Source organism: Streptomyces sp. CNP082, assembly GCF_059570535.1.
Genome location: NZ_JCANSZ010000002.1, coordinates 24,110 through 49,849 on the forward strand (window position 1 = coordinate 24,110; position 25,740 = coordinate 49,849).

20 protein-coding genes are annotated in these 25,740 nt (G+C 74.2%); 7 read left to right on the top strand and 13 right to left on the bottom strand.

Translation table 11 applies throughout. From position 1 onward, the window contains the following. Positions 1 to 5: 5 nt before the first annotated feature. The 3 genes from B124_RS01685 to B124_RS01695 all read right to left on the bottom strand — a co-directional run bounded on the left by B124_RS01685 (position 6) and on the right by B124_RS01695 (position 3,836). Entirely contained in the window at positions 6 to 1,730 is a 1,725-nt protein-coding gene (locus tag B124_RS01685) for an AMP-binding protein (RefSeq protein ID WP_496500787.1), read from the bottom strand. Then, positions 1,727 to 2,245, bottom strand: coding sequence for a nuclear transport factor 2 family protein (locus B124_RS01690; protein ID WP_496500788.1), 519 nt, complete (start codon positions 2,243 to 2,245; stop codon positions 1,727 to 1,729). The genes B124_RS01685 and B124_RS01690 overlap by 4 nt, the downstream gene beginning before the upstream one ends. Before the next feature lie 67 nt (positions 2,246 to 2,312). Next, entirely contained in the window at positions 2,313 to 3,836 is a 1,524-nt protein-coding gene (locus B124_RS01695; protein WP_496500789.1) for a DHA2 family efflux MFS transporter permease subunit, read from the bottom strand. 283 nt (positions 3,837 to 4,119) lie between these two features. Here B124_RS01695 and B124_RS01700 point away from each other — a divergent pair, with 283 nt between their 5' ends. The 3 genes from B124_RS01700 to B124_RS01710 all read left to right on the top strand — a co-directional run bounded on the left by B124_RS01700 (position 4,120) and on the right by B124_RS01710 (position 8,366). Beyond that, positions 4,120 to 6,081 carry an FAD/NAD(P)-binding protein gene (locus tag B124_RS01700; protein WP_496500790.1) on the top strand — a complete coding sequence of 654 codons (1,962 nt, stop codon included), beginning with the start codon at positions 4,120 to 4,122 and terminating at the stop codon, positions 6,079 to 6,081. Beyond that, positions 6,078 to 7,541, top strand: a complete 1,464-nt coding sequence (locus B124_RS01705; protein ID WP_496500791.1) for a nitrosuccinate lyase — start codon at positions 6,078 to 6,080, stop codon at positions 7,539 to 7,541. The genes B124_RS01700 and B124_RS01705 overlap by 4 nt, the downstream gene beginning before the upstream one ends. A 183-nt stretch (positions 7,542 to 7,724) precedes the next feature. Continuing rightward, complete coding sequence (locus tag B124_RS01710) at positions 7,725 to 8,366, top strand: hypothetical protein (RefSeq protein WP_496500792.1); 642 nt, start codon at positions 7,725 to 7,727, stop codon at positions 8,364 to 8,366. Positions 8,367 to 8,401: 35 nt separating this feature from the next. On the opposite strand, the gene B124_RS01715 is transcribed toward B124_RS01710, so the two are convergent. Together B124_RS01715 and B124_RS01720 are read right to left on the bottom strand one after the other, a co-directional pair. Beyond that, entirely contained in the window at positions 8,402 to 8,818 is a 417-nt protein-coding gene (locus tag B124_RS01715; RefSeq protein ID WP_496500793.1) for a VOC family protein, read from the bottom strand. Between the two features lie 10 nt (positions 8,819 to 8,828). Continuing rightward, a complete protein-coding gene (locus tag B124_RS01720) occupies positions 8,829 to 9,245 on the bottom strand; it encodes a helix-turn-helix transcriptional regulator (RefSeq protein ID WP_496500794.1) in 417 nt (138 codons plus the stop codon). A gap of 197 nt (positions 9,246 to 9,442) precedes the next feature. Here B124_RS01720 and B124_RS01725 point away from each other — a divergent pair, with 197 nt between their 5' ends. The 3 genes from B124_RS01725 (at position 9,443) to B124_RS01735 (ending at position 11,251) form a co-directional block, all read left to right on the top strand. Then, positions 9,443 to 10,042 carry a flavodoxin family protein gene (locus tag B124_RS01725; protein ID WP_496500795.1) on the top strand — a complete coding sequence of 200 codons (600 nt, stop codon included), beginning with the start codon at positions 9,443 to 9,445 and terminating at the stop codon, positions 10,040 to 10,042. Positions 10,043 to 10,079: 37 nt separating this feature from the next. Then, a complete protein-coding gene (locus B124_RS01730; RefSeq protein ID WP_496500796.1) occupies positions 10,080 to 10,637 on the top strand; it encodes a CGNR zinc finger domain-containing protein in 558 nt (185 codons plus the stop codon). Positions 10,638 to 10,765: 128 nt separating this feature from the next. Continuing rightward, on the top strand, positions 10,766 to 11,251 hold the full coding sequence (locus B124_RS01735) for a pyridoxamine 5'-phosphate oxidase family protein (protein WP_496500797.1): 486 nt from the start codon (positions 10,766 to 10,768) through the stop codon (positions 11,249 to 11,251). 79 nt (positions 11,252 to 11,330) lie between these two features. Here B124_RS01735 and B124_RS01740 read toward each other — a convergent pair whose 3' ends face one another. Continuing rightward, the gene (locus B124_RS01740; RefSeq protein WP_496500798.1) at positions 11,331 to 14,627 is read right to left on the bottom strand and encodes a S8 family peptidase; all 3,297 of its coding nucleotides are present in this window, start codon (positions 14,625 to 14,627) and stop codon (positions 11,331 to 11,333) included. Between the two features lie 207 nt (positions 14,628 to 14,834). Beyond that, entirely contained in the window at positions 14,835 to 16,868 is a 2,034-nt protein-coding gene (locus B124_RS01745) for an AfsR/SARP family transcriptional regulator (protein ID WP_496500799.1), read from the bottom strand. 137 nt (positions 16,869 to 17,005) lie between these two features. Between B124_RS01745 and B124_RS01750 the strand changes: the two genes are divergently transcribed. Beyond that, positions 17,006 to 17,923: an alpha/beta fold hydrolase gene (locus B124_RS01750; RefSeq protein WP_496500800.1), complete on the top strand. Its 918-nt coding sequence runs from the start codon at positions 17,006 to 17,008 to the stop codon at positions 17,921 to 17,923. On the opposite strand, the gene B124_RS01755 is transcribed toward B124_RS01750, so the two are convergent. The 6 genes from B124_RS01755 to ppgK form a co-directional block, all read right to left on the bottom strand. After that, positions 17,910 to 18,608 (bottom strand): S1 family peptidase, encoded by a 699-nt coding sequence (locus tag B124_RS01755; RefSeq protein WP_496500801.1) that lies wholly within the window; start codon positions 18,606 to 18,608, stop codon positions 17,910 to 17,912. The two genes, B124_RS01750 and B124_RS01755, sit on opposite strands and share 14 nt — an antisense overlap. Positions 18,609 to 18,712: 104 nt before the next feature. Continuing rightward, positions 18,713 to 19,363: a response regulator gene (locus tag B124_RS01760; protein ID WP_496500802.1), complete on the bottom strand. Its 651-nt coding sequence runs from the start codon at positions 19,361 to 19,363 to the stop codon at positions 18,713 to 18,715. Between the two features lie 13 nt (positions 19,364 to 19,376). Then, entirely contained in the window at positions 19,377 to 20,735 is a 1,359-nt protein-coding gene (locus B124_RS01765; RefSeq protein ID WP_496500803.1) for a sensor histidine kinase, read from the bottom strand. Between the two features lie 5 nt (positions 20,736 to 20,740). After that, positions 20,741 to 22,951 carry an MMPL family transporter gene (locus B124_RS01770; RefSeq protein WP_496500804.1) on the bottom strand — a complete coding sequence of 737 codons (2,211 nt, stop codon included), beginning with the start codon at positions 22,949 to 22,951 and terminating at the stop codon, positions 20,741 to 20,743. Positions 22,952 to 23,045: 94 nt separating this feature from the next. Further along, a complete protein-coding gene (locus tag B124_RS01775) occupies positions 23,046 to 24,845 on the bottom strand; it encodes a BCCT family transporter (protein WP_496500805.1) in 1,800 nt (599 codons plus the stop codon). A gap of 84 nt (positions 24,846 to 24,929) precedes the next feature. Beyond that, positions 24,930 to 25,673 (bottom strand): polyphosphate--glucose phosphotransferase, encoded by a 744-nt coding sequence (gene ppgK / locus B124_RS01780; protein WP_496500806.1) that lies wholly within the window; start codon positions 25,671 to 25,673, stop codon positions 24,930 to 24,932. Positions 25,674 to 25,740 lie beyond the last annotated feature (67 nt).

Here is a 25,740-nt window from a genome sequence, read left to right on the forward strand (position 1 = left end):
CGTCGTCAGGATCGGCGCATATCGAGACTGTCCGCCGATTCTACAATCAGGGCCTCCAGCCTCTCGTAGTGGATCGTGCCGTTCTCGTTGCGCGGCAACTCCGGGGACACCTCCAGCAGTCGGGTCGGCAGATACCAGGGCGTCATGCCGCGTTCGACGAGGATGCCCACCAGTTCGGCCAGCGTCGGACAGCGTTCGCCGGCGGCCACGACCACGGCGCACGAGCTCTCGTGGCCCGACTCCCCCTGGTAGGGCACGAGGGCCACCTCCCGGACGCCCGGGTGGCGCATGATCTCCTGCTCGACCTCGGCGACCGGGATGATGAACGTGCTGCCGATGCGCCGGCTCGCCCGGCCGACGAAGCGGATGCCGCCCCCGCCGTCGTCGCAGACCAGGTCGCCGGTGTCCAGCCAGCCGTCGTCGTGCCGCCAGGTCTCGTGGACCGGGCCTCCGGAGCCCGGCTCCCAGAATCCGACGGCGAGCGAGGCGCCGCGGACCTGGAGCCGGTGCACGTCCTCGCCGCCGGCCCGCGGGGGCAGCCGTATGTCCAGGCCCGGTATCGGGGCGCCGTAGGTGCCGGCGGCGCGGTCGCCGGGGCCGTCGCCCGGGTCGTCCTCGCGGGTCCGGAATCCCCCCATGCCCACCTCGGTCATCCCCCAGCAGGCGCGGACCGGGACGCGCATCTGCGCACGGATCTCCCGGACGAGATCCGCCCGCGCCCCGCCGGTCCGCACCAGCCGCAGGGAGGGCAGCGAACGAGGGCGCCGGCGCTGCTCGTCGAGGAGCGGCTGGACGTAGTAGGAGGCCAGGAGCGTCTGGGTGACCGAGGCGGCCGACAGCAGTTCCACGTACTGCTCGGGCGTCCACACGTCCTGGTACGCGCCGGTGCCCCCGGCCAGCAGCGGGCCCCACACGCAGTAGAGCATGCCGATCTGGCACGTGATCGGGTGCGGGGTGCTGAACACCTCGCCGGTGCCCCAGCCCCGCTCGACCGGTCCTGCGCCCGCCCCGGTCCCCGCGAACAGGGTGTTCTCCGTGTGCAGCACCACCTTGTGCTCGCCCGTGGGGCCGGAGGTGAACAGCAGCATGCAGATCCGGTCCAGCTCGTCCCCCGTCGGCAGGCGCGGCGCGGGGTACCGCTCCTCGTGCGGGGTGTTGAGGAAGTGCTCGCGGAAGTCGACCGCCCACGGCGGGACCCAGTCCCCGTGGACCACGGCGTGGCGCAGCCAGGGCAGCCGGGGAGCGATCTCCTCCAGCGCGGCCGCGCAGTCGTAGCCCTCCCAGGAGTCCACCACGATGCACACCTGGGCGCGGGCCACCTGCAGCATGCGCTCCAGTTCCAGCACGCGCAGCGTGGGCAGCAGAGGGACGGCGACGGCTCCGGTCCAGGAGCAGGCGAGGGTGAGGGCGGCGACCTCCCACCAGTTGGGCAGTTGGAACGCGACGCGGTCACCGCGGCGCACCCCCAGGTCGGTCAGCGCGGCGGCGAACCTGCGGACATGGAAGGCCAGTTCGGCGTAGCGCACGGTGTTGGTACGGCCGTCCTGCGCGCTGAAGACGACGATCGCGGGGTGGTCGGGGCGCTCGGCGCTGACCCGGAAGAGGTCGTGCAGCACGGAGGTGTCGCGCCACAGGCCGCGCTTGCGGAACCGGGCGGCGACGTCGCCGGGGACCCGGAGTCCGTCCAGGCCCTGCGCGGTCCACGGCCCCTCGACCAGCGTCTCGGTCACCGGCGGTCCCCGGGCGCGGCTGCGCGGGACGGCGTCGGGGCCGGGGGCTCCGACGGCGCGGAGACGATCTCGGGGGCCGGGTCGGCGACGTCCGTCACGTACTCCACCTGCCACGCCTCCTTCTGCAGGAAGTGCAGCCCCAGGGTGCTGGCCGCGACGACCTGCTCGACGATCTGCCCACCCGCGAGCCGCAGGGTGTGCTGCTCGATGCTCGAACCGCACTCGCCCGTGGGCGCGTTGCCGAAGTACGGGCCGGTGTTGTGCCAGTGCAGCGCGAACCGCAGGGCCGCCCGGGTGCCGTCGGCGCTGTAGAACTCGTCGTGCAGTACGGCGCGGACGCCGGGGTGGGCGCGGTGGACCTCCTGGCAGAACCCCAGCACGAACCTGACGCCCTGCACGCCCCAGGCGGTGGGCGCGTACATGGTGACGTCCGGGTCGTACAACTTCTCCAGGGCGGCCCAGTCCTGGTCACCGAGCGCGGTGATGTACCTCTGGGCAAGGGTCTTCTCCGGCACGGGAACTCCTCCTCGGGAATCACAGGGGAACACGGGTCGCTGAAATCCGGCCAGGGAAACGGTGGAGTCAGTCGACGGCCGGGGCGGCGTCCTTGCCGGCGAGAGGCTCCCCCGGGCCGGCAGCAGCCGCCGGCTGCGGCGGGGCGGGCGGCAGCAGCAGCGCGACCGCGGCGGCTGCGAGCGCCACGACGGCCGTCAGGTACAGGCCGTAGTGCACGGCGTCGGTCAGCCCGCCGGCGAACGCGGCGTCCGCGAGCCGGCCGGCCTGCTGCTGCACCTCCTCCGGGACGCCCTCGGCGGCGAGCCGGCTCTGCAGCACCGCGCCGACGGCCGCGGCGCCGATGACCGCGCCGATCTGGCGGGACGTGGTGAACATGCCCGAGGCGACGCCGGCCAGCCGGGGCGGGATCTCCTGCATCGCGAGGGTGGCGGTGGGCGCGAAGACCAGGCCCATGCCCACGCCGAACACGAGCTGACCCGGGATGACCGCCCACACGCTGGAGTCTGCCTGCGCCATGGCGGCCGTGAGGGCGATCCCGCCGGCGAAGATCACCAGCCCGGGGACGAGGATCTTCCGCCCGCCGAGCCTGCCGACCGCGGTGCCCGCCACGGGCGCGATGAACAGCGAGACGAGGGGCCCGGGCACCAGCGCGAGGCCGGCTTCGCTCGCGGAGAGGCCGAGGACGGACTGCAGGTAGAGGGTGAGCGGCAGCAGCACGCCGATGGAGCCGAAGAGCAGCATCGCCCCGAGCATCGCGGAGACGGTGAACCCGCGGCTGCGGAACAGCTCGAACGGGACCAGCGGAAGGCCGCCCTGGTTGGCCCGCTGGTGCAGCGTGAAGAGCCCCAGGAGCGCGACGCCGAGCACCAGCACCAGCGGGATGCTGACGAACGACTCGATGGTGCCCCAGTCGTAGCGCTCGCCCTCGATCAGCGCGTACACGATCAGGCTGAGGCCGGCCGTGGACAACAGGGCGCCCATCAGGTCCAGCGAACTCTCCCGGCCGGTACGGACGTCGGGCACCACCAGGAACGCCCCCACGAGGGCCACGGCGCCGATCGGGACGTTGATGAAGAAGATCCAGCGCCAGTCAAGACCGGAGACCAGCACGCCGCCGACCGTGGGTCCCGCGACCGTGGCCAGGCCCGCGACCCCGGACCACACTCCGAACGCCGCGCCTCGGCGCTCCGCCGGGAAGACGGCGGTGATCAGGGTCAGGGTCTGCGGCATCATCACGGCGGCGCCGAGCCCCTGGACGGCCCGGGCGGCGATCATCTGCCCCGGGGTGTCCACGATCCCGCACACCGCCGAGGCCACGGTGAAGAGCGCGAGGCCGGCGATGAAGGTGCGCTGCGGACCGAACCGGTCGCCGAGCCGGCCGGAGAGCAGCAGCAGCGTGGCGAAGACGAGCATGTAGGCGTTGGCGAACCACAGGATGTCGTCCAGCGACGCGTCGAGCCCTTCGGCCATCTCGGGAATGGCGATCGTGACGATCGTCGTGTCGAGCAGCGTCATGAAGAAGCTGGCGCAGAGTACGGCCAGTACCAGCCAGGGGTTTCGCTGCCGTGACTCGGTCACGTCCGTGGCCATTGCCGTCGCCTCCCGTGCGTCGCGTGTGGAGCGTCCGTACATGACCGACGCAGCGGGGCCGCGGAACCGTGACACGGGAGCGCCCGTACCGGCGTGACGGCCGCGCGCCCGGGGCCGGGTGAGGCCTTCCACGCCGCAGAGCCGGGGGAAATGCGCACGTCAGCGCGGTTCTCCTGGTGCCATCCGCGTTCTCCTCACAGGAACTTGTCATCGCTGTGAGATCCGGCATTGTGGAATTCTCCTCCGCAGGTCCTGAAACGTCGCCCCCGAGGAGTAGGTGTCCATGTCCCACGGGCAGTTGAACGTCTGCGTCGTCGGCGCCGGGCCGCGAGGTCTGTCGGTCCTGGAGCGGATCTGCGCCAACGAGCGCAAGTCCCCCGCCCACGAGGAGCTGCGCATCCACGTCGTCGACCCGCACCCGCCGGGGGCGGGCCGGGTGTGGCGTACCGACCAGCCGGATCTGCTGCTGATGAACACCGTCGCCTCCCAGGTGACCGTCTACACCGACGCCAGCGTGGAGATGGAGGGGCCGATCGAGACCGGACCCAGCCTGTACGAGTGGGCGCAGTCCGTCGTACGGGGCGCCGGGCCCGCGGTGCCGGACGGGGTGCTGGCCGAGGCACGGCAGCTCGGGGCGGACGACTATCCGACGCGGGCGTTCTACGGGCACTACCTGGGGGACGCCTTCCGCCGGGTGGTGGCCGAAGCGCCGGAGCACGTGACGGTGCAGGTGCACCGGTCCACCGCGGTCGCGCTGGACGAGGAGGACGACGGGGGCGGGGGCGCGGCCGGCCAGCGCCTCACCCTCGCCGACGGCACCCGCTTAGGCCACCTCGACGCCGTCGTCCTCGCGCAGGGGCACCTGCCGGCGCGGCCCACCGCGCGCGAGAAGGAGCTGGCGCGGGAGGCGGCCGAGTGCGGGCTCGTGCTCGTCACGCCCGTCAACCCCGCCGACGCCGACCTCTCCGGGATCCGGCCCGGTCAGACGGTGGTGCTGCGCGGGCTCGGGCTGAACTTCTTCGACCACCTCGCCCTGCTCACCACCGGCCGCGGCGGCCGGTTCGAGCGCAGCGGCGACCGGCTGGTGTACCGGCCCTCCGGCCGCGAGCCCCGGCTCTACGCCGGCTCGCGGCGCGGCGTCCCGTACCAGGCCCGCGGCCACAACCAGAAGGGCGCGCACGGCCGTTACGAGCCGCGGCTTCTCACCCCCGAGGTCATCGCCCGGCTGCGCGAGCGCGGCACCGCGGGCCGGCGCGTGTACTTCGCCGTCGACCTGTGGCCGCTGATCGCCAAGGAGGTCGCGAGCGTCTACTACGGCGCCCTCCTCGCCGTGCGGGGCCGGGAAGCGGAGCGCGAGGCGTTCGTCGCGCGGTATCTCGCCGCGCCCACCGCCGAGGTCGAGGCCGCACTGCTCGACGAGCACGGGATCCCCGCCGCGGACCGCTGGAACTGGGCGCGTATCGACCGGCCGTACGCGACACGCGAGTTCGCCAGCCGGGGGGAGTTCCGCGACTGGCTGCTCGGCCACCTCGCCAACGACGTACGCGAAGCCCGCGAGGGCAACGTCAGCGGCCCGCTCAAGGCGGCGCTCGACGTGCTGCGCGACCTGCGCAACGAGATCCGCCTCGTCGTCGACCACGGCGGCCTGGAGGGCATCTCCTACCGGGACGACCTGCAGAACTGGTACACGCCCCTGAACGCCTACCTGTCCATCGGCCCGCCCCCCTCCCGGATCGAGGAGACCATCGCGCTGGCCAACGCGGGCGTCCTTCAGTTCATGGGCCCGGAGCTGCACGTACGCATCGACCGTACGGGCGGGGAACCGGCGTTCGTCGCCGAGTCCAGCCGGGTCCAGGGCCCGCCGGTGCGGGCCGCGGCGCTGATCGAGGCGCGGCTGCCCGAGCCCGACGTGCGGCGCACCGCCGACCCGCTGCTCACCCACCTCCTCGCCACCGGCCAGTGCCGCCCGTACCGCATCTCCAGCGACGCCGGCGCCGACGTGGTCACCGGCGGGCTGGCCGTCGGCCAGCGCCCGTACCGCGTGATCGACGCCGAAGGCCGGCCGCACCCCCGCCGCTTCGCCTACGGCGTGCCGACCGAGACCGTGCACTGGGTGACCGCCGCGGGCATACGCCCCGGGGTGAACTCGGTGACGCTCGGCGACTCCGACGCCATCGCCCGCGCCGTCCTCGCCCTCACCCCCGCGGCCGGCCCCCGCCCCCACGCCACCGAGGAGCTGTCATGACGCCAACCCCAACCTCCCCAACCTCCCCGGCATCCCCGGGACCTGCCGAATCCCCGCCCGCCGGCCTCGACGCCGGCCTTCTCTCCCCCGTACGGGCCGGCACCCCCGTCGAGGCGGCCGTGTCGGACCGGGCGTGGCTGCAGGCGATGCTGGACGCCGAGGCGGCGCTGGCGCGCGCCCAGGCCCGTACGGGCACCATGCCCGCGCCCGCCGCCGCCGCGATCACCGCCGCGGCCCGCGCCGACCTGCTCGACCTGCGCGCGCTCGCGTGCGCCGCGCGGGAGACGGCCAATCCCGTCGTCGGCCTGGTCAAGGCGCTCAGCGGGGTCGTGGCCGAACGCGACCCCGCCGCCGCGGAGTACGTGCACCGGGGCTCGACCAGCCAGGACGTCTTCGACACCGGCGCGATGCTCGTCTGCGACCGGGCGCTGCGCCTCGTCCACGCCGACCTGCTGCGCACCGCGCACGCCCTGGAGCGGCTGGCGGCGGAGCACCGCGACACGCTGATGGCCGGGCGGACGCTGACGCTGCACGCGGTGCCGACGACGTTCGGGCTCAAGGCCGCCGGCTGGCGGGCGCTGGCGCTGGACGCGGCCGAGCGGGTGGCGCGGGTGCTCGACGGCGGGCTGCCCGTGTCGCTCGGCGGGGCGGCGGGGACGCTGGCGGGATACCTGGAGTACGCCGCGCTGGACGGCGCGGGGGCGGCGGACTCCGGCGCGTACGCCGAGCGGCTGACCGCCGCGTTCGCCGACGAGACCGGGCTCGCGCCCGCCGCCCTGCCCTGGCACGTCCTGCGCACCCCCGTCGCGGACGTCGCCGCCGCCACCGCCGTCGTCGCCGGGGCGCTCGGCAAGATCGCCGTGGACGTGCAGTCGCTCGGCAGGACCGAGGTCGCCGAGGTGGCCGAGCCCGCGGTGGCCGGGCGCGGCGGCTCCTCCGCGATGCCGCACAAGCGGAACCCGGTCCTCGCCACCCTCGTCCGCAGCGCCGCGCTCCAGGTCCCGGCGCTGGCCGCCGCGGTGACGCAGTGCATGGTCACCGAGGACGAGCGCTCCGCCGGCGCGTGGCACGCCGAGTGGCACCTGCTGCGCGAGTGCCTGCGGCTGGCCGGCGGCGCGGCGCACACCGCGGCCGAACTCGCCGAGGGGCTCCAGGTCAGGCCCGACCGCATGCGCGCCAACATGCGGATGACGGAGCACCTGGTCACCTCCGAGCGCGTCGCGGCGGTCCTCGCCCCGCTGCTCGGCAAGGCGCGGGCGAAGCAGGTGCTCACCGACGCCGCGGCGGAGTCGGAGCGTACGGGACGGGCCCTGCCGGCGCTCCTCACGGCAGTGCCCGCGATCGCCGAACACTTCGACGAACCGGCCCTGGCGGCGCTCCTCGACCCCGCTTCGTACACCGGCGCGGCCGGCGCGCTGGTGGACCGGGCACTCGCGGCTGCCAACTCCCCTGTCATCTAAGGGACTTGCTGCTGCGTACGCATGCGCATGCAGGTGCGTCCGGCGCGGCCGGCGGCGCCATCACCGGTGCGGGCGCGGCGAGTTCGGCGCCGTCCGTCGCCGCCGCGCCCGCCCGCGTACCCCCTGCGGGCGACAACACTCCAGGCCGGGGCAGCCCGTGACGATACAAGGGGGGTGACCGTCATGGATGAATGCCTCCAATTCGTCTGTCCGCCGTGGTGCAACCTGGCCGACTCACCGGAAGACCACTTCGGGGCTCTCGGTGACGACCTGTCCCGGGTGCTGCACCTGGGCTGGAATGCCGGGGCGATGTTTCAGGGGCGGGGCGACCCCCGCCAGACAGTGGGGTTCGATGTGGATCTGTGCGCGTACTCGTTGACCGACGGGCGCCCGGGACGGCCGTTCCTGCGGGTGTCGGACGAGGCCGACAGCGCGAACAACTTCGAGGTGCACGACGTGGCCTCCGCCGCATTCCTGCTCCAGCAGATGGCCGGCGCGGTGCGGAACCTGGCGGGGTTCCTGGAGATGCTCAGCGCCCGCCAGGAGGCCGAGGAGGCGCAGTGGCAGGCCGTCCGGCTGGACGGCGAGGTGCGGCAGGCCGAACAGCAGCAGGCCAGGGCCGAGGCGGGACTGCGCCAGGCGCAGGAGTACATCGGCGTCCTGGAGCGGGAGATGGAGGCGGCGGGAACGGCGCGGGACGCGGCGCACTGGCAGGTGGAGAAGGCCCGCGGGCGGGTGGCGGAGGCCGAGCGCCAGGCGCGGGAGAGCCGCCGGGTCGCGGAGGCAGCCGCCGCCCGCTCGGCCCGGCTGGAGGGCGCGCGGTAGGCGCCGGGGCCAGGAACGGCGGTCAGGCGCCGCGGTCAGGAACGGCGCGGCTGGCTGAAGCGGAGCGGGTTGCCCGACGGATCGCGGAACGCGCAGTCCCGTACCCCGTACGGCTGGTCGACCGGCTCCTGCAGCACCTCCGCGCCGGCGGCGGCGATGCGCTCGAACGTCGCGTCGCAGTCGTCGGTGGCGAAGATGACGCCGGGCAGCAGGCCCTTCGCCAGCAACTGCGCCATGGCCTCGCGGTCCGCGGGCGAGGCGTGCGGGTCGGGCAGCGGCGGTTCGAGGACGATGTGCACGTCGGGCTGCGCGGGCGAACCCACGGTCACCCAGCGCATGCCCTCGAAGGCGACGTCGTTGCGGACTTCCAGACCGAGGGCGTCGCGGTAGAAGGCGAGGGCTTTGTCGTGGTCGTCGACGGCGATGAAGCACTGCGAGAGCACGATTCCCATGCGGCTCACGCTACCGGAGCCGGCCCTGCGCGCCCCGCCTCCGCACCGGCCGCGTGTGGATCTTGGCGATGCACGCCGGGATGGCGGCACCGTCGTCGTGGGTACGGGCCCGGTAGGCGCTGGGGCTCTCGCCGACCAGCTCCGTGAAGCGCGAGCTGAACGACCCCAGCGAGGAGCAGCCGACCGCGAAGCACACCTCGGTCACCGTCAGGTCGCCGCGCCGCAGCAGGGCCTTGGCGCGCTCGATGCGGCGCGTCATCAGATAGCTGTACGGCGTCTCTCCGTACGCGGCGCGGAAGCTGCGGGAGAAGTGCCCCGGCGACATGAGCGCGATCCGCGCCAGCCCGGGCACGTCCAGGGCCTGCGCGTAGTCGCGGTCCATCGCATCCCGCGCCCGCCGCAACCGGACAATCTCCTCCAGCCTCACCCCACCCACCCTGCCACACCCCCCGCCGACCCTCGTGCGCGCACGACGGCGCCCGGCGGCGCCAAGTGGGCGCCAAGTCGCCGGATAGTCTCAGCCAAACCACCGGGCTGATCATGTCCCCTCGGAGCATCGGCCATGGACCGGCAGCGGGCGTCGTCACGGCGATGCCGGTACGGGTCCGCCTCAGGAGACACTCGATGGACACGTCACCCGGAATCGCGATCGCCTACCACTCGCGCCGCGGCCATACGCACGTGCTGGCGCAGGCCGTCAGGGCCGGCGCCGAGGCGGAGGGCGCCGCGGTGACCATGGTGCCCGTCGAGGAGATGGGGGAGGGCGACTGGGAGACCCTGGACGCCGTGGACGCCATCGTGTTCGGGGCGCCGACGCTCATGGGGTCCGCGTCCGGCGCGTTCCACGCCTTCGCCGAGGCGACCAGCACCCGCTGGGGTACCGAGTCCTGGAAGGACAAGATCGGGGCGGGGTTCACCCACTCGTCGTGCAGGACCGGCGACAAGCAGGTCACGCTCCGGTACTTCGCCACGCTCGCCGCCCAGCACCAGATGCACTGGGTCAACCTCGGCCTCGCCCCGGGCTGGCACGCCGGCCACGAGGGCAAGAACGGCCCCGACCGCCCCGGCGGCGCCAAGCACGGCGCCGCCGCAGCCACGAGGAGCGACCTCGGCACCGTCTCCGTGCACAAGGCCGACATCGCCACCGCCGACCACCTCGGCCGGCGGGTCGCGCGGCACACCGCCGTGGTCCTCGCGGGGCGGGCGGCGCTGGGCATCGCGTGACGCGCCGGCCCGCTCACGGGTACGAACGGAAGTCTCCATGGCCGTAAGTGACTACACGGGGCAGGCCGCGCTCACGGCCGTCGACCTGGTCAACAGCCTGGACGTCATCACCGGTACGGACCGGCTGCGCACCCCCGAGGACGCGGCCGGGCTCCTGACCCGGCACGGCTGGGACGTCGGCCGTACCGTGTCCGCCGCCGACCTGGAGCGGCTGCGGCACCTCCGGCCGCGGCTGCGGTTCGTCTTCGGCAGCACCCCGGTGCACAAGTCCGTCGCCGACCTCAACGCGCTCCTGCGCGAGCTGCGCGCACAGCCCCAGCTCGCCGACCGCGACGGCGGCTGGCACTGGCGCTACACCCACCCGCGGGCGCCGCTGGGCGAGCGGGTGGGCACGTCGTGCGTGGTCGCGCTGCTCACCGCGATCGCCGACGGCGGCGCGGGGCGGCTGCGGATCTGCGAAGGCGCCGGCTGCGCCCACGTCTTCGTCGACGCCTCCCGTCCGGGGCTGCGCCGGTACTGCGACGCCAGGAGCTGCGGCAACCGCGCGCACGTCACCGCGTACCGGGAGCGGAAGCGCACGAGCGGCGCCGGCTGAGCGGGGCCGGCTGAGCGGGGCCGCCCCGCACCCGTACCCAGTGCTGAGCGCGCGGCGGCTGTCAGTGGTGTCCGATACCTTCGCCGTCAGTGGTCGAGGGCGACCGCTGACAGTGAAGGAGGAGAGCCGTGACACTCCCCGACGACCTGGCCGGGATGGCGCGCAGCGTGCTCGACGCGAACCGCTATCTCACCCTGGGCACCACGGAAGCCGACGGACGGCCACGGGTCTCGCCGGTGTTCTTCACCCACGCCGGCTACCGCACCTTCTACTGGGTCTCCTCACCCCACGCGCGGCACTCCGCCAACGTCGCCGCCCGGCCCGGCGTCGAGTTCGTCGTCTACGACTCCACCGCCCCGATCGGCGCCGGCCGCGCGGTCTACGTCGGCGCCACGGCTGCGGAGGTGCCGGCCGCAGAACTCGCGGCGGCGTGCGACGAGGCCTTCGGCGGCGCCGTCGACCCCGCGGCGACGCGGTTCCGGCCGGCGGAGCTGAGCGGCGACGCCGGGCTGCGCCTCTACCGGGCCCGGGCGGTGAGCTGGGAGGTCCATGTCCCCGGCCGCGATCCGCAGTACGGAACGGGCATAGACACCCGCCGCGAGGTCCGGCTCTGAGCCGGCGGCCCGGCGCGCCCTTGCGTGGTCATGAGGGCGCGCCGGGCCGGCCGGTCGGGCCTGCGGGCGTGACGGCCGGCTAGGCGGTTCGGTAGGCGTCGATGACGGTCTGGGTCGTGGCGCTGCCGTCGGCCGCCTCGACCGTTGCGCGGAAGGAGACGGTGCCGCCCGCGGCCGGGTTGGTGACCTTCACGGCCCCGCCCTCGACCGGTGCCTCCTCCCAGGTCTCGCCGCCGTCGTAGGAGACGGAGACGGTGAGGTCGCCCCCGGTGCCCTGCACGGTGACGGGCACCGGCACGGTGGAGCCTGCCGGGCCGGTGTTCGCCAGCGTCAGCTCGGGGGCGAAGCGGACCGCGCTCGTGGGCAGGGGGACGTCCTGCTGATCCTGGGGCCCGGGGGCGGCGGAGGTGAAGGTGTAGGAGGCAGTGATCTCGGTGCTCACGCCCGAGTCGCGGGTGAGGGTGGTGACCAGCTCGTACTCCGCCTCATCGTCGGGGACGGTGAAGGAGGCGTAGTCGATGATGTCGTCGGCCGTGGCGTACTCCTCGCCGTTGCGGTAGAGCGTGGTGGCGGCGGACGTGTAGGCCCCGTCGCCGAGGTGACCGGCGCCGTCGGTGAGCGGGTTGACGGCGCCGTAGATCCTCTCGCGGAACCGGCGCAGGCCGTCGTACTCCCCCAGCATCGGGCCGAAGACGCCGACGTTGAGGGTCTCCCGGTACTCCTTCCCTGCCTCGTAGGCCCGGTAGCCGGTGGTGTAGACCGAGTCGTCGGTGAACTCGGCGTCGGCCTGCCGCAGTTCCATGGCCCATCCGATGCCGGTGTCCGCCTGCACGAACACCTCCGTGGTGCGCGGCAGCGGGTGGTAGGCGTGCTGGCTGGTGCCCACGGCGAAGCGGTCGCCGGCCACCAGCAGCCTGCCGGTGCGGTCCGGCAGGGTCGCGCCCTCGCCGAGGGTGACCTGCGCCAGCTGGTCCCGCGTGACCTCCTGGGCCAGCCCGGTGTGGAAGCCGCCTTCAAGGACATCGGCCGTGTGGTACTCGCGGTTGTCCCCGGCCCAGTCGGTGCGGACCAGGGAGGTCATCTCCCAGTCCTGCGGCAGCGCGCCGAGCTGCGCGGTGTGCAGGCCCTCCGGCGCCGGGCCGCCGAGCATGCTGAGCGACACGTACGCGCCGGGGGGCTCGTACGTGAGGGCTTCGAAGGAGACGCTGGTCTCGGTCCGCTCCGCCTGGGCGTCCGGCACGGTGACGTCGATCGGCTCGGCGTCCCGGGCGTCGACGGTCACGGTGGTGTCCTCGCCGACGGTCAGCCGCGGCTGGACGAGCCAGTCGACGCCGGCGAAGTCCGTCTCTCCGCCGCCGGTGAAGACGGCCACGTCCAGCACGTAGTCGCCGGGTGGCACCCGCACCGGGGAGCCGGGCGTGAGGTCGAGCCACCCCGAGATCTGGCCGACGGAGAGGCTGGCCGACCAGTTCCCGGACGTGCCGCCGTCCCGGCCGGTGACCTCCAGGGCGAGGTCGTACATCTCCTGCTCGCGCTCCACGGCCCCGGCGGTGCGGACTGTCTGCTGCCCGTCGGTGGCGGTGACGGCCACCGAGAACGCGCCGTTGACCTGCGGCACGGTGGTGTCGGCGGTGACCTCGACGGTGGCGGTGCCGCCGGCGGGGACGGTCACCTCGTCCGCGCTCAGCGTGAACGTGCCGGCCGGCGCGGCGTCGCCGCCGGGGCCGGTGGCCTCGGCCGAGAGCTGGAGGGTGGCGTCCTCCTCACCGAGGTTGCGGTAGGTCAGCTCCCGGGTGATCGGTTCGTCGTCGTCGTGCGGGTACTCGGCGAGGCCGAAGTTGAGCGAGACCTCCTCGGTGACGATCGTCTGGTCCATGGCGGTGGGCATGTCGATGCGGCCCGTGCCCTGCTGGAACGGGGTGTGGTCGCCCGGCTTGGCGGAGCCGACGAGCGCGGCCTTGAGCTGCTCGCCGGTCCAGTCGGGGTGCCGCTGGGCGAGGATGGCGGCGGCGCCGGCGACGTGGGGGGTGGCCATGGAGGTGCCGGAGATGGCGACGTAGCCGTCGGCGACCGGGTTGCCCTCCTCCTCGACCCTGCTGCCGGGGGACGCCGCGGCGCCGATGTCCACGCCGGGGGCGGTGACGTCGGGCTTGACTCCGCCGTCGCGCAGCCGCGGGCCGCGCGAGGAGAAGTCGGCGAGCTGATCGGAGCCGTCCACCGCGCCGACGGTCAGCGCGGCGTCCGCGGTACCGGGGCTGTGGAGGGTGGACTCGGCGGGGCCGTCGTTGCCGGCGGCGATGACGAAGAGGGCGCCGGTGTCCGCGGAGAGGGTGTTGACCGCCTGCTCCATCGGGTCGATCCCGGTGCCTGCGGTGCCGCCCAGGCTCATGTTGACGACGTCGGCGCCCTGGCCTGTGGCCCACTCCATGCCCTGGATGATGTCGGAGTTGAAGCCCCGGCCGTCGTCGCCGAGTACCTTGCCGTCGAGCAGCCGGGCGCCGGGGGCGACGCCGGTGTAGGTGCCGCCGGAGTGCGCGCCGGTGCCGGCGGCGGTGGAGGCGACGTGAGTGCCGTGCCCGGAGCGGTCTTCCGTGTCGGGGGACTCGCTGAAGTTCCGTTCGGCCACGACCTGGTCCGCGACGTCCTCGTGGTTCGCGGTGACGCCGGTGTCGAGAACGGCGATCGTGGTGCCCTCGCCGTCGTAGCCGGCGGCCCACGCCTCCGGTGCGCCGATCTGCGGCACGCTCTCGTCCAGGCTCGCCCGGACGGCGCCGTCCAGCGTGACGGCGGCGATGCCGGGCGCCGCGGCAAGCGTCGTCCGGTCGCCGTCGCGCCGCGTGAACGCCCGCCAGGTACCGGCCGCGTCCCCGGCGTCGACGGTCATCGCCTCGGCGTTGATCGACGCCAGCTCCGTGGTGTCTTCGGGAGCGGGGACCTCCGCCGCGGCGAAGAGCCCGGCGCGGGTGTCCTCCGCCCGCGCGTCGTCTTCGTAGACGACGATGAGCGGCAGTTCCTCGTCGGTGCCGTACGGCTCGCGGCTGAGTTCGGTGACGTTGAACAGGCGGCGGTCCAGCGAACCGTCCGCGATCAGCGGCTGCGCGTCCGCCGGGATCACATGGGTGCCGTCCTCGCTCCGCAGCACACGGGCCGGAACGTCTCCGCGGCCCCGGGCGCGTATCAGGCCCCTGACCTCGCCCCGGGCGTTGAGCACCACGCGGTCGCCGGTGATGAGCGTGACCTGCCGCCGGCCCTCGTCAGCTCTCTCGGGTATCCCCGCGGAGGCGGCTGCGTCCCGCACGTCGATGTCGTCGGCCGTGGCCGGGGCGGAGAACCCCGCGGCCAGAGCCAGGACCAGGACCGCCGTCCCGGCGGCCATGCCCCGCCGCCGTGGCGTCGGGCCTCTTCTCACCTGTAACAGGGCCGCGTTTCGGACGTACCTCTGCCACTTCGGCATCACACACCCCTTGGGGTTGTGCGGTAGGCCCCCGGACGTCCGCAACCTAGCAGTGATGCCGCTCACGCAACAGAGTGCGCATGAGGCGCACGCACCGGCCCGTCAGCCATGACCGGCGGCGAGGAAAAGCTACGACGGGGATGCCGGGGGCGGGGTGCCGCCCAGGGCCGCGGTGAGCGCGGCGAGGTGACCGGCGACGGGGCCGAGCGTGAGCAGCCCGGTTCCGGCGCCGGCCAGTTCGGCCGCCGCGGGCGCGAGCCGGTCGCGGGCGCGCGCCATCGTCTCGCGGTCGCCGAGTTCGACGGCTGCCCGCGCGACGAGGCACCACAGGGCTTCCTGCATCAGGTCGCGCGGCGGCTCGGGCACGGCGCGCAGCGCCTTCGCGGCCTCGGCGCGGCGCCCCTCGGCCAGCAGCACGAGGGGCCGTACCCACGGCTTGTACGGGCCCCAGTCGGTAGCGGTGGCGGCGGGCGGGTCGACTGGGGCGGCGAGGCCGTGCCGTAGCCGGAGGCAGAGCAGTGCCAACGGCAGCAGCCCGCGCTCCAGTCCGGGCATCCCGGCCCCGTCGAGCCGCCGGGCGGCGGCACGGTAGGCGGCCTCGGCTTCGGCGAGGGGCGCGGTGCCGGTCTCGGTGCGGCGGAGGGCGGCGTACCAGGTGGTGAACACCCCGACCAGCGGCAGCTCGTGGCGTGCCGCGAGCCGGTCCGCGGCGGCGGCGTGCGTGTCGGCGCCGGGGAAGTCCGCCAGCGCGGCGCGGGCCTGCAGCCGGATGAGGTGGCCCAGCACCTCGTACGTCACGAGCCCGTGCCGGGCCCCGAGCCCGACCAGCTCGGCCCCGGTCCGGTCCCGTTCCGCGGCCAGGCCGGTGCGCTCGAAGGTCTGCATGAACACGCCGTTCAGCGCGAACGCCAGCAGCGCCGGATCGTCCAGGCCGCGGGCCAGCCGCTCCGCCTCCCGGGCGGCCTGCGGGCCCCGCTCGGAGCGGGTGCCCCGGGACTCGACGGCGACGGTGGCGAGCAGCCGGGCCCGTACGGCGGCGTGCTCGGCGGGCGGCAGCGCGGCGAGGGCGCGTTCGGCCGCGGCCACGACGCGCGCCGTCTGCTCGGGGTCGTCGACGCGGGTCCAGTTGGCGGGGACGTCGTACGCGCCGATGACCCGGGCGGTCAGCTCCGGGTCGCCCGACTCCTCGGCCGCCTCGACGGCGGCCACCCGGTGCCGGCGGGCGGCCTGCAGCCCGCCGCCGCCGGTGACGGCGAGGCTGCGGAGCAGGCCGACGGTGGACTCCAGCCGGGCGCGCGCACCCCCGGCGACCGCCTGGTCGTACGCCGCAGCCGCCTCGGCCCACACCCGCCGCGCCTCCTCGCCCCCGCCACCGCCGCCCTCCCCGCCCGGCTCCTCCAGGTGGTCCGCCTGCGCCAGGATGTCCGTCTCCAGCCTGCGCAGCGCCGGGCCCGGGTCCACGCCCAACTGCTCGCCCAGCATCGTGCGCGCCCGGCGCAGCACCGCCAGCGCGTCGGCCTGGCGGCCCGTGCGGTACAGCGCCAGCGCCAGCAGGCGCCAGGCGCCCTCGCGCCAGGGGTGCTCGGCCACGTGCGCGTCCAGGTCCGCCGCCGTCTCGGCGGCGCGGCCCAGGGACAGCCGGGCCTCCGCGTGCAACTCGACGGCGACGAGGCGCAGTTCCGCGAGGCGGGAGCGCTCGGTACGGGCCCACGGCAGGTCCGCGAACTCCGCGTACGCGGGCCCGCGCCACCAGCCCAGGGCCTCCTCCAGCTTCGCCGCCGCGGCCCGCGGCGGCAGGGTCCGCGCGCCGGCCACCGCCGTCTCGAAGCGCCAGGCGTCGACGGCGTCCGGTTCGGCGCGCAGCGCGTAGCCCGGGCCCTGCGTGACCAGCAGCCGCGCGGGCGCGCGCGGCGGGCGCTCGGGTTCGAGGGCGCGGCGCAGCGCGGCGACGAAGGTACGTACCGCCCCCACGGCGTCCGCGGGCGGGTCGGTCCACAGGTCCTCGACCAGCAGGCCGACCGGGACGACGCGGCGGCGCGCGACGATCAGGCGGGCCAGCACGGCCCGGTGCCGTGGCCCCTTCAGCGCGATCTCGCCGCCCTCCGCGCCACCGTCCGCACCCCACGCCGTCACCGGCCCCAGCACGCCGAACCGGACCCGCACCACCGACCACCTCTCCCGGCACCCGCCCGCCCGGGGCCCGCCGGGCGCCACCGTACAGCGCGCTCATCCGCTGCTCATCCGCGCCGCGCACGCTGAGGACAGCGATCGGCTACGAATCGGCTACGAAGGGAAACCCCATGTCACCCCGCATCCCCGGCTTCGACTACCGCCGCGTGACCGTCGCCGGCGGCGTCGCCCTCAGCGCCGCCGTCGGCGGCAATCCCGACGGCAGCCCCCTCGTGCTGCTGCACGGCTTCCCGCAGACCCACCTCATGTGGCGGCACGTCGCCGCCCGCCTCGCCGCCGACCACACGGTCGTCTGCCCCGACCTGCGCGGCTACGGCGCCAGCGACAAACCGGCGGAGGCGGCCGGCGGGCCGGGCGGCGGCACGTACGCAAAGCGCACCATGGCGGACGACGTCGTGGCGCTGGCCCGCGCGCTGGGGTACGAGCGCTTCGCGCTGGCGGGGCACGACCGCGGCGCGCTGGTGGCGTTCCGCGCCGGGCTCGACCACCCCGATGCGGTCACCCACCTGGCGTGCCTGGACGTGCTGCCGACGCTCGACATGTGGGACGTGCTGCACGGGGCGTCGGCGGCGGTCGGCTTCCACCTGTACCTCATGGCGCAGCCGCCCGGCCTGCCCGAGGAGATGATCGCCGCCGCCCCGGACGCGTTCTTCGGCCACTTCCTCGACGCCTGGTCCGGCGGCGGGGACGCCATCCCCGCCGACGTACGCGCCGCGTACCTGGCGGCGTCGCGCGCCGCGGTGCCGTCGATCGTGGCGGACTACCGGGCGTCCGCGGGCGCCGACGTCGAGCACGACCGCGCCGACCGCGACGCCGGCAACCGCCTGCGGATGCCGGTGGCCGTCCTCCAGCAGGACTGGGGTGCCGCGCTCGGCTACGACGCCGCCGGACTGTGGCGCGCCTGGGCCCCCGACCTGCGGCACGCCACCGTGACCTGCGGCCACTTCATGGCCGAGGAGGCGCCGGACGAGGTCGCCGCCGCGCTGCGCGGCCTCCTCGCCCGTACGCCCGCGGCTACGGCAGCGTGAGCCCGTAGGCCGACAGGATCTCCCTGATGGGCTGGTAGTACGTCGTGCCGCCGCTGGTGCAGTCGCCGGTGCTGCCGACGATGATGCCGACGGCCCTGCCGCCGGAGAACGCGGGGCCGCCGGTGTCGCCGGGCTCGGAGCAGATGTCGGCGCGGAAGAGGCCGGTGACCACGCCGTCGGGGTAGCTCACGGTGACGCCGATCTGCTGGAGCAGGCCGCAGTGGTAGCCGGTGACCCGCCCGTAGTGGCACAGCGCCATGCCGGGTGACGGGTCGACGGCGCCGGTGATGTCCACCGGCGTGCCGCCGGCGCCCTTGACCTCGCCGGGGTACGACACGGAGGTGTTGGTGTAGCGGATGACGCCGTAGTCGTTGCCGGGGAAGCTCGACCCCGCGGTCTGGCCGACGGACACCCGGCTGCCCTCCACGTCGGCGGCCCACGAGTCGCCGACAGTGGCGCAGTGGCCGGGGATGATGCCGTACGAGGCGCCGCCTGCCACGGCGTTGAAGCCCAGCGTGCAGGAGTACCCGGCCCCGTACAGCGCGTCGCCGCCGCGCAGCTCGGCCGCGGCGGCGCGCTGCGCGGAGGCGGGCGGGGCGAGGAGGGTCAGCAGCGCGCCGAGCACCGCGAGGACGGTGCCGGTGGCGAAGGTGCGTAACGGAGAAGCGGTACGGCGTCGGCTCACGGGTCCCTGCCTTCCGGGCGGCGACGGTCTCGACCGCATTGTGCGCGCGGCACGCGGAACCGGGAAGGGGCTGCGCCGGGAGGGGGATCGGGAGGCGCCGGGTCTCAACGGCTCGGCAGCAGGCCCTTCTCCAGGGCGACGACGACCGCGCGGGTGCGGTCGCTGACGTCGAGCTTGGCGAAGATGCGCAGCAGGTGCGTCTTCACCGTGGCCTCGCCGATGAACAGACGCTTGCCTATCTCCGCGTTCGACAGCCCCTCGGCCACCCCCGCCAGCACCTCGGACTCGCGCGGCGTGAGCGTCACCGGGGCCGGGCTGCGCATCTTGGCGACCAGCCGCTGGGCGACGCGGGGCGCCAGGACCGTCTCCCCGCGGGAGGCGGCGTGGATGGCGTCGACGAGTTGGGCGCGGGTGGCGTCCTTGAGCAGATAGCCGGTGGCGCCGGCCTCGACCGCGCGCTCGATCTCGGTGTCCGTGTCGTACGTGGTGAGGATCAGCACCCGGGTGCGCGCGGCCTCCGCGACGATGGCGGCCGTGGCGCCGACGCCGTCGAGCAGCGGCATCCGCAGGTCGAGCAGGGCGACGTCCGGGTCGAGGCGGGCGGCGAGCGAGACGGCCTCGCGGCCGTCGCCGGCCTCGCCGGCGACCTCGATGCTGGGCTCGGCGGCGAGCAGCGCGACGAGGCCGGCGCGCATCACGGTGTGGTCGTCGGCCACGATGACGCGAAGGGGCGTGGCGGGCGTGGGTATGGGCATGGGCGTCGTCATGTCAGACCTGTCCGTCCGTGGCGAGTCCGGTCGTGCGCGTTCCGTCCGCGAAGGTCCCGTCGGCGGTCTCGTCGGCGGTCTCGTCGGCGCGGGTCCCGTCCGCGCGCGTCCCGTCCGGGAGGGTTCCGTCCGCGGTGAGCCCGGCCGTGGGCACGGTGACGAGTATGCGGGTGCCTTCGCCGGGCGAGCTGGTGACGGTCAGCTCGCCGCCGAACTCGGCGAGCCGCCGGCGCATCCCGTCCAGCCCGAAGCCCCCGGCCGGTGCGGCCTCCTCCCGCCCGGCGCCACCGGCCGCCTCCCGTCCCACCGCCCCCGGCACGAACCCCTTCCCGTCGTCGGTGATCTCCAGCTCGACCCCCTCCGGGCCCGCCGCAAGCACCACCCCGACCGTCGAAGCCCGCGCGTGCTTGCGCACGTTGGCCAGCGACTCCTGCGTGCAGCGCAGCAGCGCGATCCGGGTCGGCTGGTCGCAGTCGACGTCCGGCAGCTCGGCCTCGACCACGAGCCCGGTGTCCTCGGCGAAGCGGTCCAGGGTGCGCCGCAGCGTAGTGGCGACGGAGCCGGCGGCGACGCCGCTGCGCGGGGCGGCGCCGACGAGGACCCGGGCCTCGGCGAGGTTCTCGCGGGCGGTGCGTTCGATGGACTGCAACTGCTGTGCGCTCCTGTCGGGTTCGTCGGCGAGACCGGCGCGCGCCGCCTCGGCGAGCACGACGATCGACGCGAAGCCCTGCGCGAGGGTGTCGTGGATCTCCCGGGCGATACGCTCCCGCTCCTCGGCGGCGCCTTGCCGCCGCTGCGCCTCCACCAGCCGCTCCTCGGCGTCGGCCAGTTGGCTGCGCAGCCTGGCGCGCTCGTCGCGTACCGCCAGTGCCCGGGGGGTCAGCAGCGCGAGCACGACGCTGACCGCGTAGACGGCAAGGGACGACAGGGCGTTGGTGGTGACGCTGTCGACGCTCCAGCCCTCGCGCAGCGCGCCGCCGAGGGTGATCGCGACGGCGCCGAGGCCGCTGTAGAGGACGGCGGCCCGCAGGCTGTCCACGAAGATCACGAAGTGGGACAGCGTCACCGTGTACAGCGCTCCGAAGCCGTCGCGGAGCCACGACAGCCACCCCAGGACGAGGATCAGCAGGACCAGGTAGCCGTACGCGAGCCGCACCGGGTTCCCGGGGCGGCTGCGTACGACTCCGTAGGCCAGGCCGAGGACGGCCACGAGCGCCAGCGACCCGTACCGGTCACCTGCCGGGACGTCTCCCAGGATCGTGATCAGGGTCAGCAGACCGATGATCGCCCAGGAGAAGACGTCCCAGCCGTGGAGCATCCAGATCCAGAGGGGGTCGCCGCGCCGTGGTCGAGGGAGCATGCTGGTCAGCGTACGTTCTCCAACGTACGCGCCACCGGCCCTGCCGCGGCGGGCCTGCGGCGCCGCACCGGCCACCAGGCCCGCTCGCCGAGGAGCAGCAGGGCCGCGGGCAGCACCATCATCCGGATCACCACCGCGTCGAGCAGCACGGCGAGCGCCAGGCAGAAGCCCATCTGCTTCATCTCGGTCAGGTGCAGCGCGACGAACCCGGCGAACACGGTGACCATCACGATCGCCGCGCTGGTCACGACCTTCGCCGACGCGCTGATGCCCGCGGTCACCGCTTCCCGCGCCGGCATCCCCGCGTCCCTGGCCTCCTTGATCCGGCTGACCACGAAGACCTGGTAGTCCATCGAAAGCCCGAAGAGGATGACGAAGAGGAACAGCGGCACGCGGGAGGCGATCGCGCCCATCGAGTCGTAGTCCAGCAGACCCTCGGCCCACGTGCCCTGGAAGACGAGGACGAGCGCGCCGAGCGCGGCGGCGGCGGAGAGCAGGTTCAGCGCGACGCCGACCAGCCCGATGACCACCGAGCGGAACGCGATCACCGTCATCACGAAGGTGAGCAGCAGCAGGGCGCCGATGATCAGCGGCAGTTTGCCGCGCTCGTGCTCGACGTAGTCGACGCCGCGGGCGACGTCGCCGCTGACGGCGGTCTCGACGCCGGTGAGCTTGCCGACGGTGGCGGGCAGGTGGTCGTCGCGCAGGCGCTCCAGGGAGTCCTTCGCGGGCTGGGAGTTGGCGAAGTGCGGTACGGAGAGCACGAGCACGCTGGTCCGGCCGTCCGGGGAGGTGCGTACCGCGGGCTCGGCGTCCTGGACGAACAGCGGGTCGGCCGACGCCCGCCGGCCCAGGTCGGCCAGCGCCCGCCGCACCTCGGGGGCGCGCTCCGCGGGGGCCCGGGCGACGACCTCATGCTGCACCTTCAGTTCGGGGAAGGCGGTGGTCAGCCGGTCGTACGTCTGCATGGCGGGGATGTCGCGGGAGAAGGTGTCCTTGCCGGGGTCCACGAGCTTCATGCCGAGCGCGGGCGCGGCGAGCGCGAGCATGGCCAGCACGGCGACGACCAGGGTGGCGGCGGGGCGGCGCTGCGCGGGCCGCAACAGGGCGGCGAAGACCCGCCCGTGCTCGGGGCGTTCGCGCCGCGGGCGCCGGTCGCCGCCGCGCGCGGCCCGGCGCGCGGCGCGCCGCTCGGCCCGCCGTTCGGTGCGGCGGCCGATGAGCACGAGCAGCGCGGGCAGCGCCGTCAGGGAGCTGGCGACGGCGACGGCCACGACGAGGATCGTGCCGGTGGCGAGGGAGGAGAAGATGACGTCGGTAGCGAGGTAGAGGGTGGCGGTGGAGACGATGACGGCGAGACCGGAGATCACGATGGCCCGCCCCGCGGTCGCCGCCGCCAGTTCGACAAGGGCTGCGGAAGACAGCCGGCCGCCCGCGCGGGCGCGTTCCTCGCGCTCGCGCTTGAGGTAGAAGAGCGTGTAGTCGACGCCGACGGCGAGGCCGATGAGCAGGATCAGGTTGGTGCCGACGCCGGGGTCGGGCAGCAGGTGGGAGGTGACCATGGCCAGGCCGAGTGCCGCGGCGATCGAGGTGAGCGCCAGCAGCAGCGGCACGCCGGCCATGACGACGGATCCGAAGACGACGAGCAGCGTGACGAGCGTGACGGGCAGGGCGATGCGCTCGGACAGCGCCAGGTCCTCGCCGCGCTGATCGTTGACGCCCTGGCTGATCGCGGGCGATCCGGTCTCCTCGACGACGACGCCGGGGTGGGCGGCGGCCGTCTTCTCCGTCTGCTCCAGCAGCGGCCCGACGTTCTCCTTCCCGTCCAGCTCGGCGCCCTTCATGACGACCGGTACGCGCAGCGCGCCGCCGTCCTGCGCGCGTACGGGGCTGCCGACGGACGCCACTTCGGGCAGCTTCTCCATCCGGGCGGTGACGTCCCGGGCCGCCGCGCGGGCGGCGCCGGGGTCGAGGGAACCGCCGGACTCGGCGCGGATGAGGACGTGTTCCGTGGGCGTGCGCTGCAGGCCGCCCTCGGTCGCCAGTTGTTCGGCGCGGCCGGCCTCGCCGACCCAGAAGTCCTCCGTGGTGGCGGGGTTGCCGCCGACGGATATGCCGGTGGCCAGACAGAGCGCGACGAAGACGAACCAGCCGGCGACCGCGCGCCACGGGTGCCGGGCGCTCCAACGGGCCGTGCGGACGGGAAGTTTTCTCATGCCGGAAATGCTCGCGACCGGGGCCCTGTCCCCGACAGCCGCGGACGGTGGAACCGGGGGTCCACCGGTCGGTGGACCCCGGCCTCCACCGCCTTCAGCCGGCGGGCGGCTCGTCGTCCGGCGGGCGGACGTCCTCCACCGCGCCCGGAGCCGTATCCCCGCCCGTGTCCGTATCCGTGTCCGGGGCTGTGCCGGGGGGCGCGCCCTGGCCGGCCCGCAGCCAGCTCGGGCGCCCGCGGATCTGCAGCTCGAACTCGCCGGCGTAGCGCCGGTGTCCGGCCCGTACCGCCGTCGCGACGGCCTGCTTGCCGCGCTTGTCGATGAGAATGAGCTGGTCGTGCCGCAGGTCGCGCATGAGCGCCACGCACAGCGCGATCATCACCAGCGTGAACGGCACCGCGACGAGGATCGTCAGGTTCTTCAGCCCGGTCAGCGCGGCGTCCCCGCCGCCCCCGATCAGCAGCATGACCGCGGCGACGGAGCCGGTCAGCACACCCCAGACCACGACCACGCCGCGCGCCGGCTCCAGCGTCCCCTTCTGCGACAGCGCACCCATCACGATCGACGCGGCGTCCGCACCGGAGACGAAGAAGATGCCGACAAGGACCATCACCAGCAGCGTGGTGACGCCGGCGATCGGGTACTCGTTCAGCACCGCGAACAGTTGCCCTTCGGGCGTCGACTCCTCGGTGATGCCCGCCCCTTCGGCCTCCTGCCGCATCGCCGTGCCGCCCAGGATGCAGAACCACAGCAGGCTCACGACGCTGGGGACGAGGATCACGCCGCCGATGAACTGCCTGATGGTGCGCCCGCGGCTGATACGCGCGATGAACATGCCGACGAACGGCGTCCACGAGATCCACCACGCCCAGTAGAAGACCGTCCAGGCCGACAGCCAGCCGGCGACGTCCTCGCCGCCGCTGGCCTCCGTACGCGCCATCATCCGCGGCAGGTCGCCCACGTACGAGCCGATGGTGGTCGGCAGCAGGTCGAGGATGAGGATCGTCGGGCCGACGACGAAGACGAAGACGGCGAGCAGGAACGCGAGCACCATGTTGATGTTCGAAAGCCACTGGATGCCCCGCTCGATGCCGGAGACGGCGGAGGCGACGAACGCGGCGGTGAGCACGCCGATGACGAGGATCAGCAGCCCCTCGCCGACCTCCTTCGACGTCCAGCCGACCTCCTTGACGCCGCTGCCGATCTGCAGCGCGCCGAGCCCGAGCGAGGCCGCGGAGCCGAAGAGGGTGGCGAAGATGGCCAGGATGTCGATGACCTTGCCCATGCCGCCGTTGGCCCGCCGCTCGCCGATGAGCGGGATGAAGACGGCGCTGATGGTCTGCCGGCGGTTGCGGCGGAAGACGCTGTACGCCATGGCGAGCCCGACGACGGCGTAGATGGACCAGGGGTGCAGCGTCCAGTGGAAGAGGGTGGTCGCCATCGCGGTCTCCATCCGCTCGGCGGCCCCGGCGCCGCCGTCGACCGTGCTCGGCGGCGGCGAGGCGAAGTGCGACAGCGGCTCGTTCACGCCGTAGAACATCAGGCCGATGCCCATGCCGGCGCTGAACATCATCGCCACCCACGACACGGTGCGGAACTCCGGCTGCTCGCCCTCCCGGCCGAGGGTGATGCGGCCGTAGCGGCTGAAGGCCAGCCAGAGCGCGAAGATCACGAAGCCGGAGGCGGCGAGCACGAAGGCCCAGCCGCCGTAGTGCATCGTGTCGTTGAGCAGCGACGTGGAGGCGTCCTCCAGGGAGTCCGTCGCCACCGCGCCCCAGAGCACGAACGCCAGCGTCAGTGCGGCGGCGACACCGAAGACCACCGCGTCGGTACGCGGCGCGTGCCCCCGGGCGCCGCCGCCTTCCGCGGGCGTCTCCGCCCGTTCGTCGAGCACGTACGGCCACCTTCCCCCTACGCTCCGCGTACAGAACCCCCTCACCATAGGGGAGAGCGGCCGGAGCGCCCGGGAGCGGCGGCGTCAGTGCGCGGCTGCGGCGGCCATCGCGGCGCCGACGATGCCCGCGTTGTTCTGCAGTTCGGCCGGGACGACGGCGGCGCGGATGCCGGTGATGTCGTCGAGGAACCTGTCCGCCTTGCGGCTCACGCCGCCGCCGATGACGAACAGTTCCGGCGTGAAGAGCATCTCCAGGTGCGCGAGATAGCGCTCCACCCGGTGCGCCCACTGCTTCCAGCTCAGGTCCTTGTCCTCGCGCTCCTTGGCGGAGGCGCGCTTCTCGGCCTCGTGGCCGTGCAACTCCAGATGACCCAGCTCGGTGTTGGGGACGAGCCGGCCGCCGGTGAAGACGGCGCTGCCGATGCCGGTGCCGAAGGTCAGCACAATGACGGTGCCGGTACGGCCGCGGGCGGCGCCGAACGTCAGCTCGGCGATGCCGGCGGCGTCGGCGTCGTTGACGACGTGCACGGGGCGGCCGAGGCGGTCGCCGAGGAGGGCGGCGGCGTCGACGTCGATCCAGCTCTTGTCGACGTTGGCGGCGCTGCGTACGACGCCGTCGGTGACCACTCCGGGGAAGGTGACGCCGACCGGCCCTTCGTGCCCGGCGAAGTGCTCGACGACCGCGGCGACACCCTCGGCGACGGCGTCGGGGGCCGAGGGGTGCGGGGTGAGCACCTTGTACCGCTCCTCGGCGAGGGTGCCCTTGTCCAGGTCGGCCGGGGCGCCCTTGATGCCCGAGCCGCCGATGTCGACTCCCATGATGTTCATAGCCCCAGACAATACGGCGGCGGGGGCCCGGTGCCGGTCAGGACGGCCGGCGGGGTCGTACGGACCC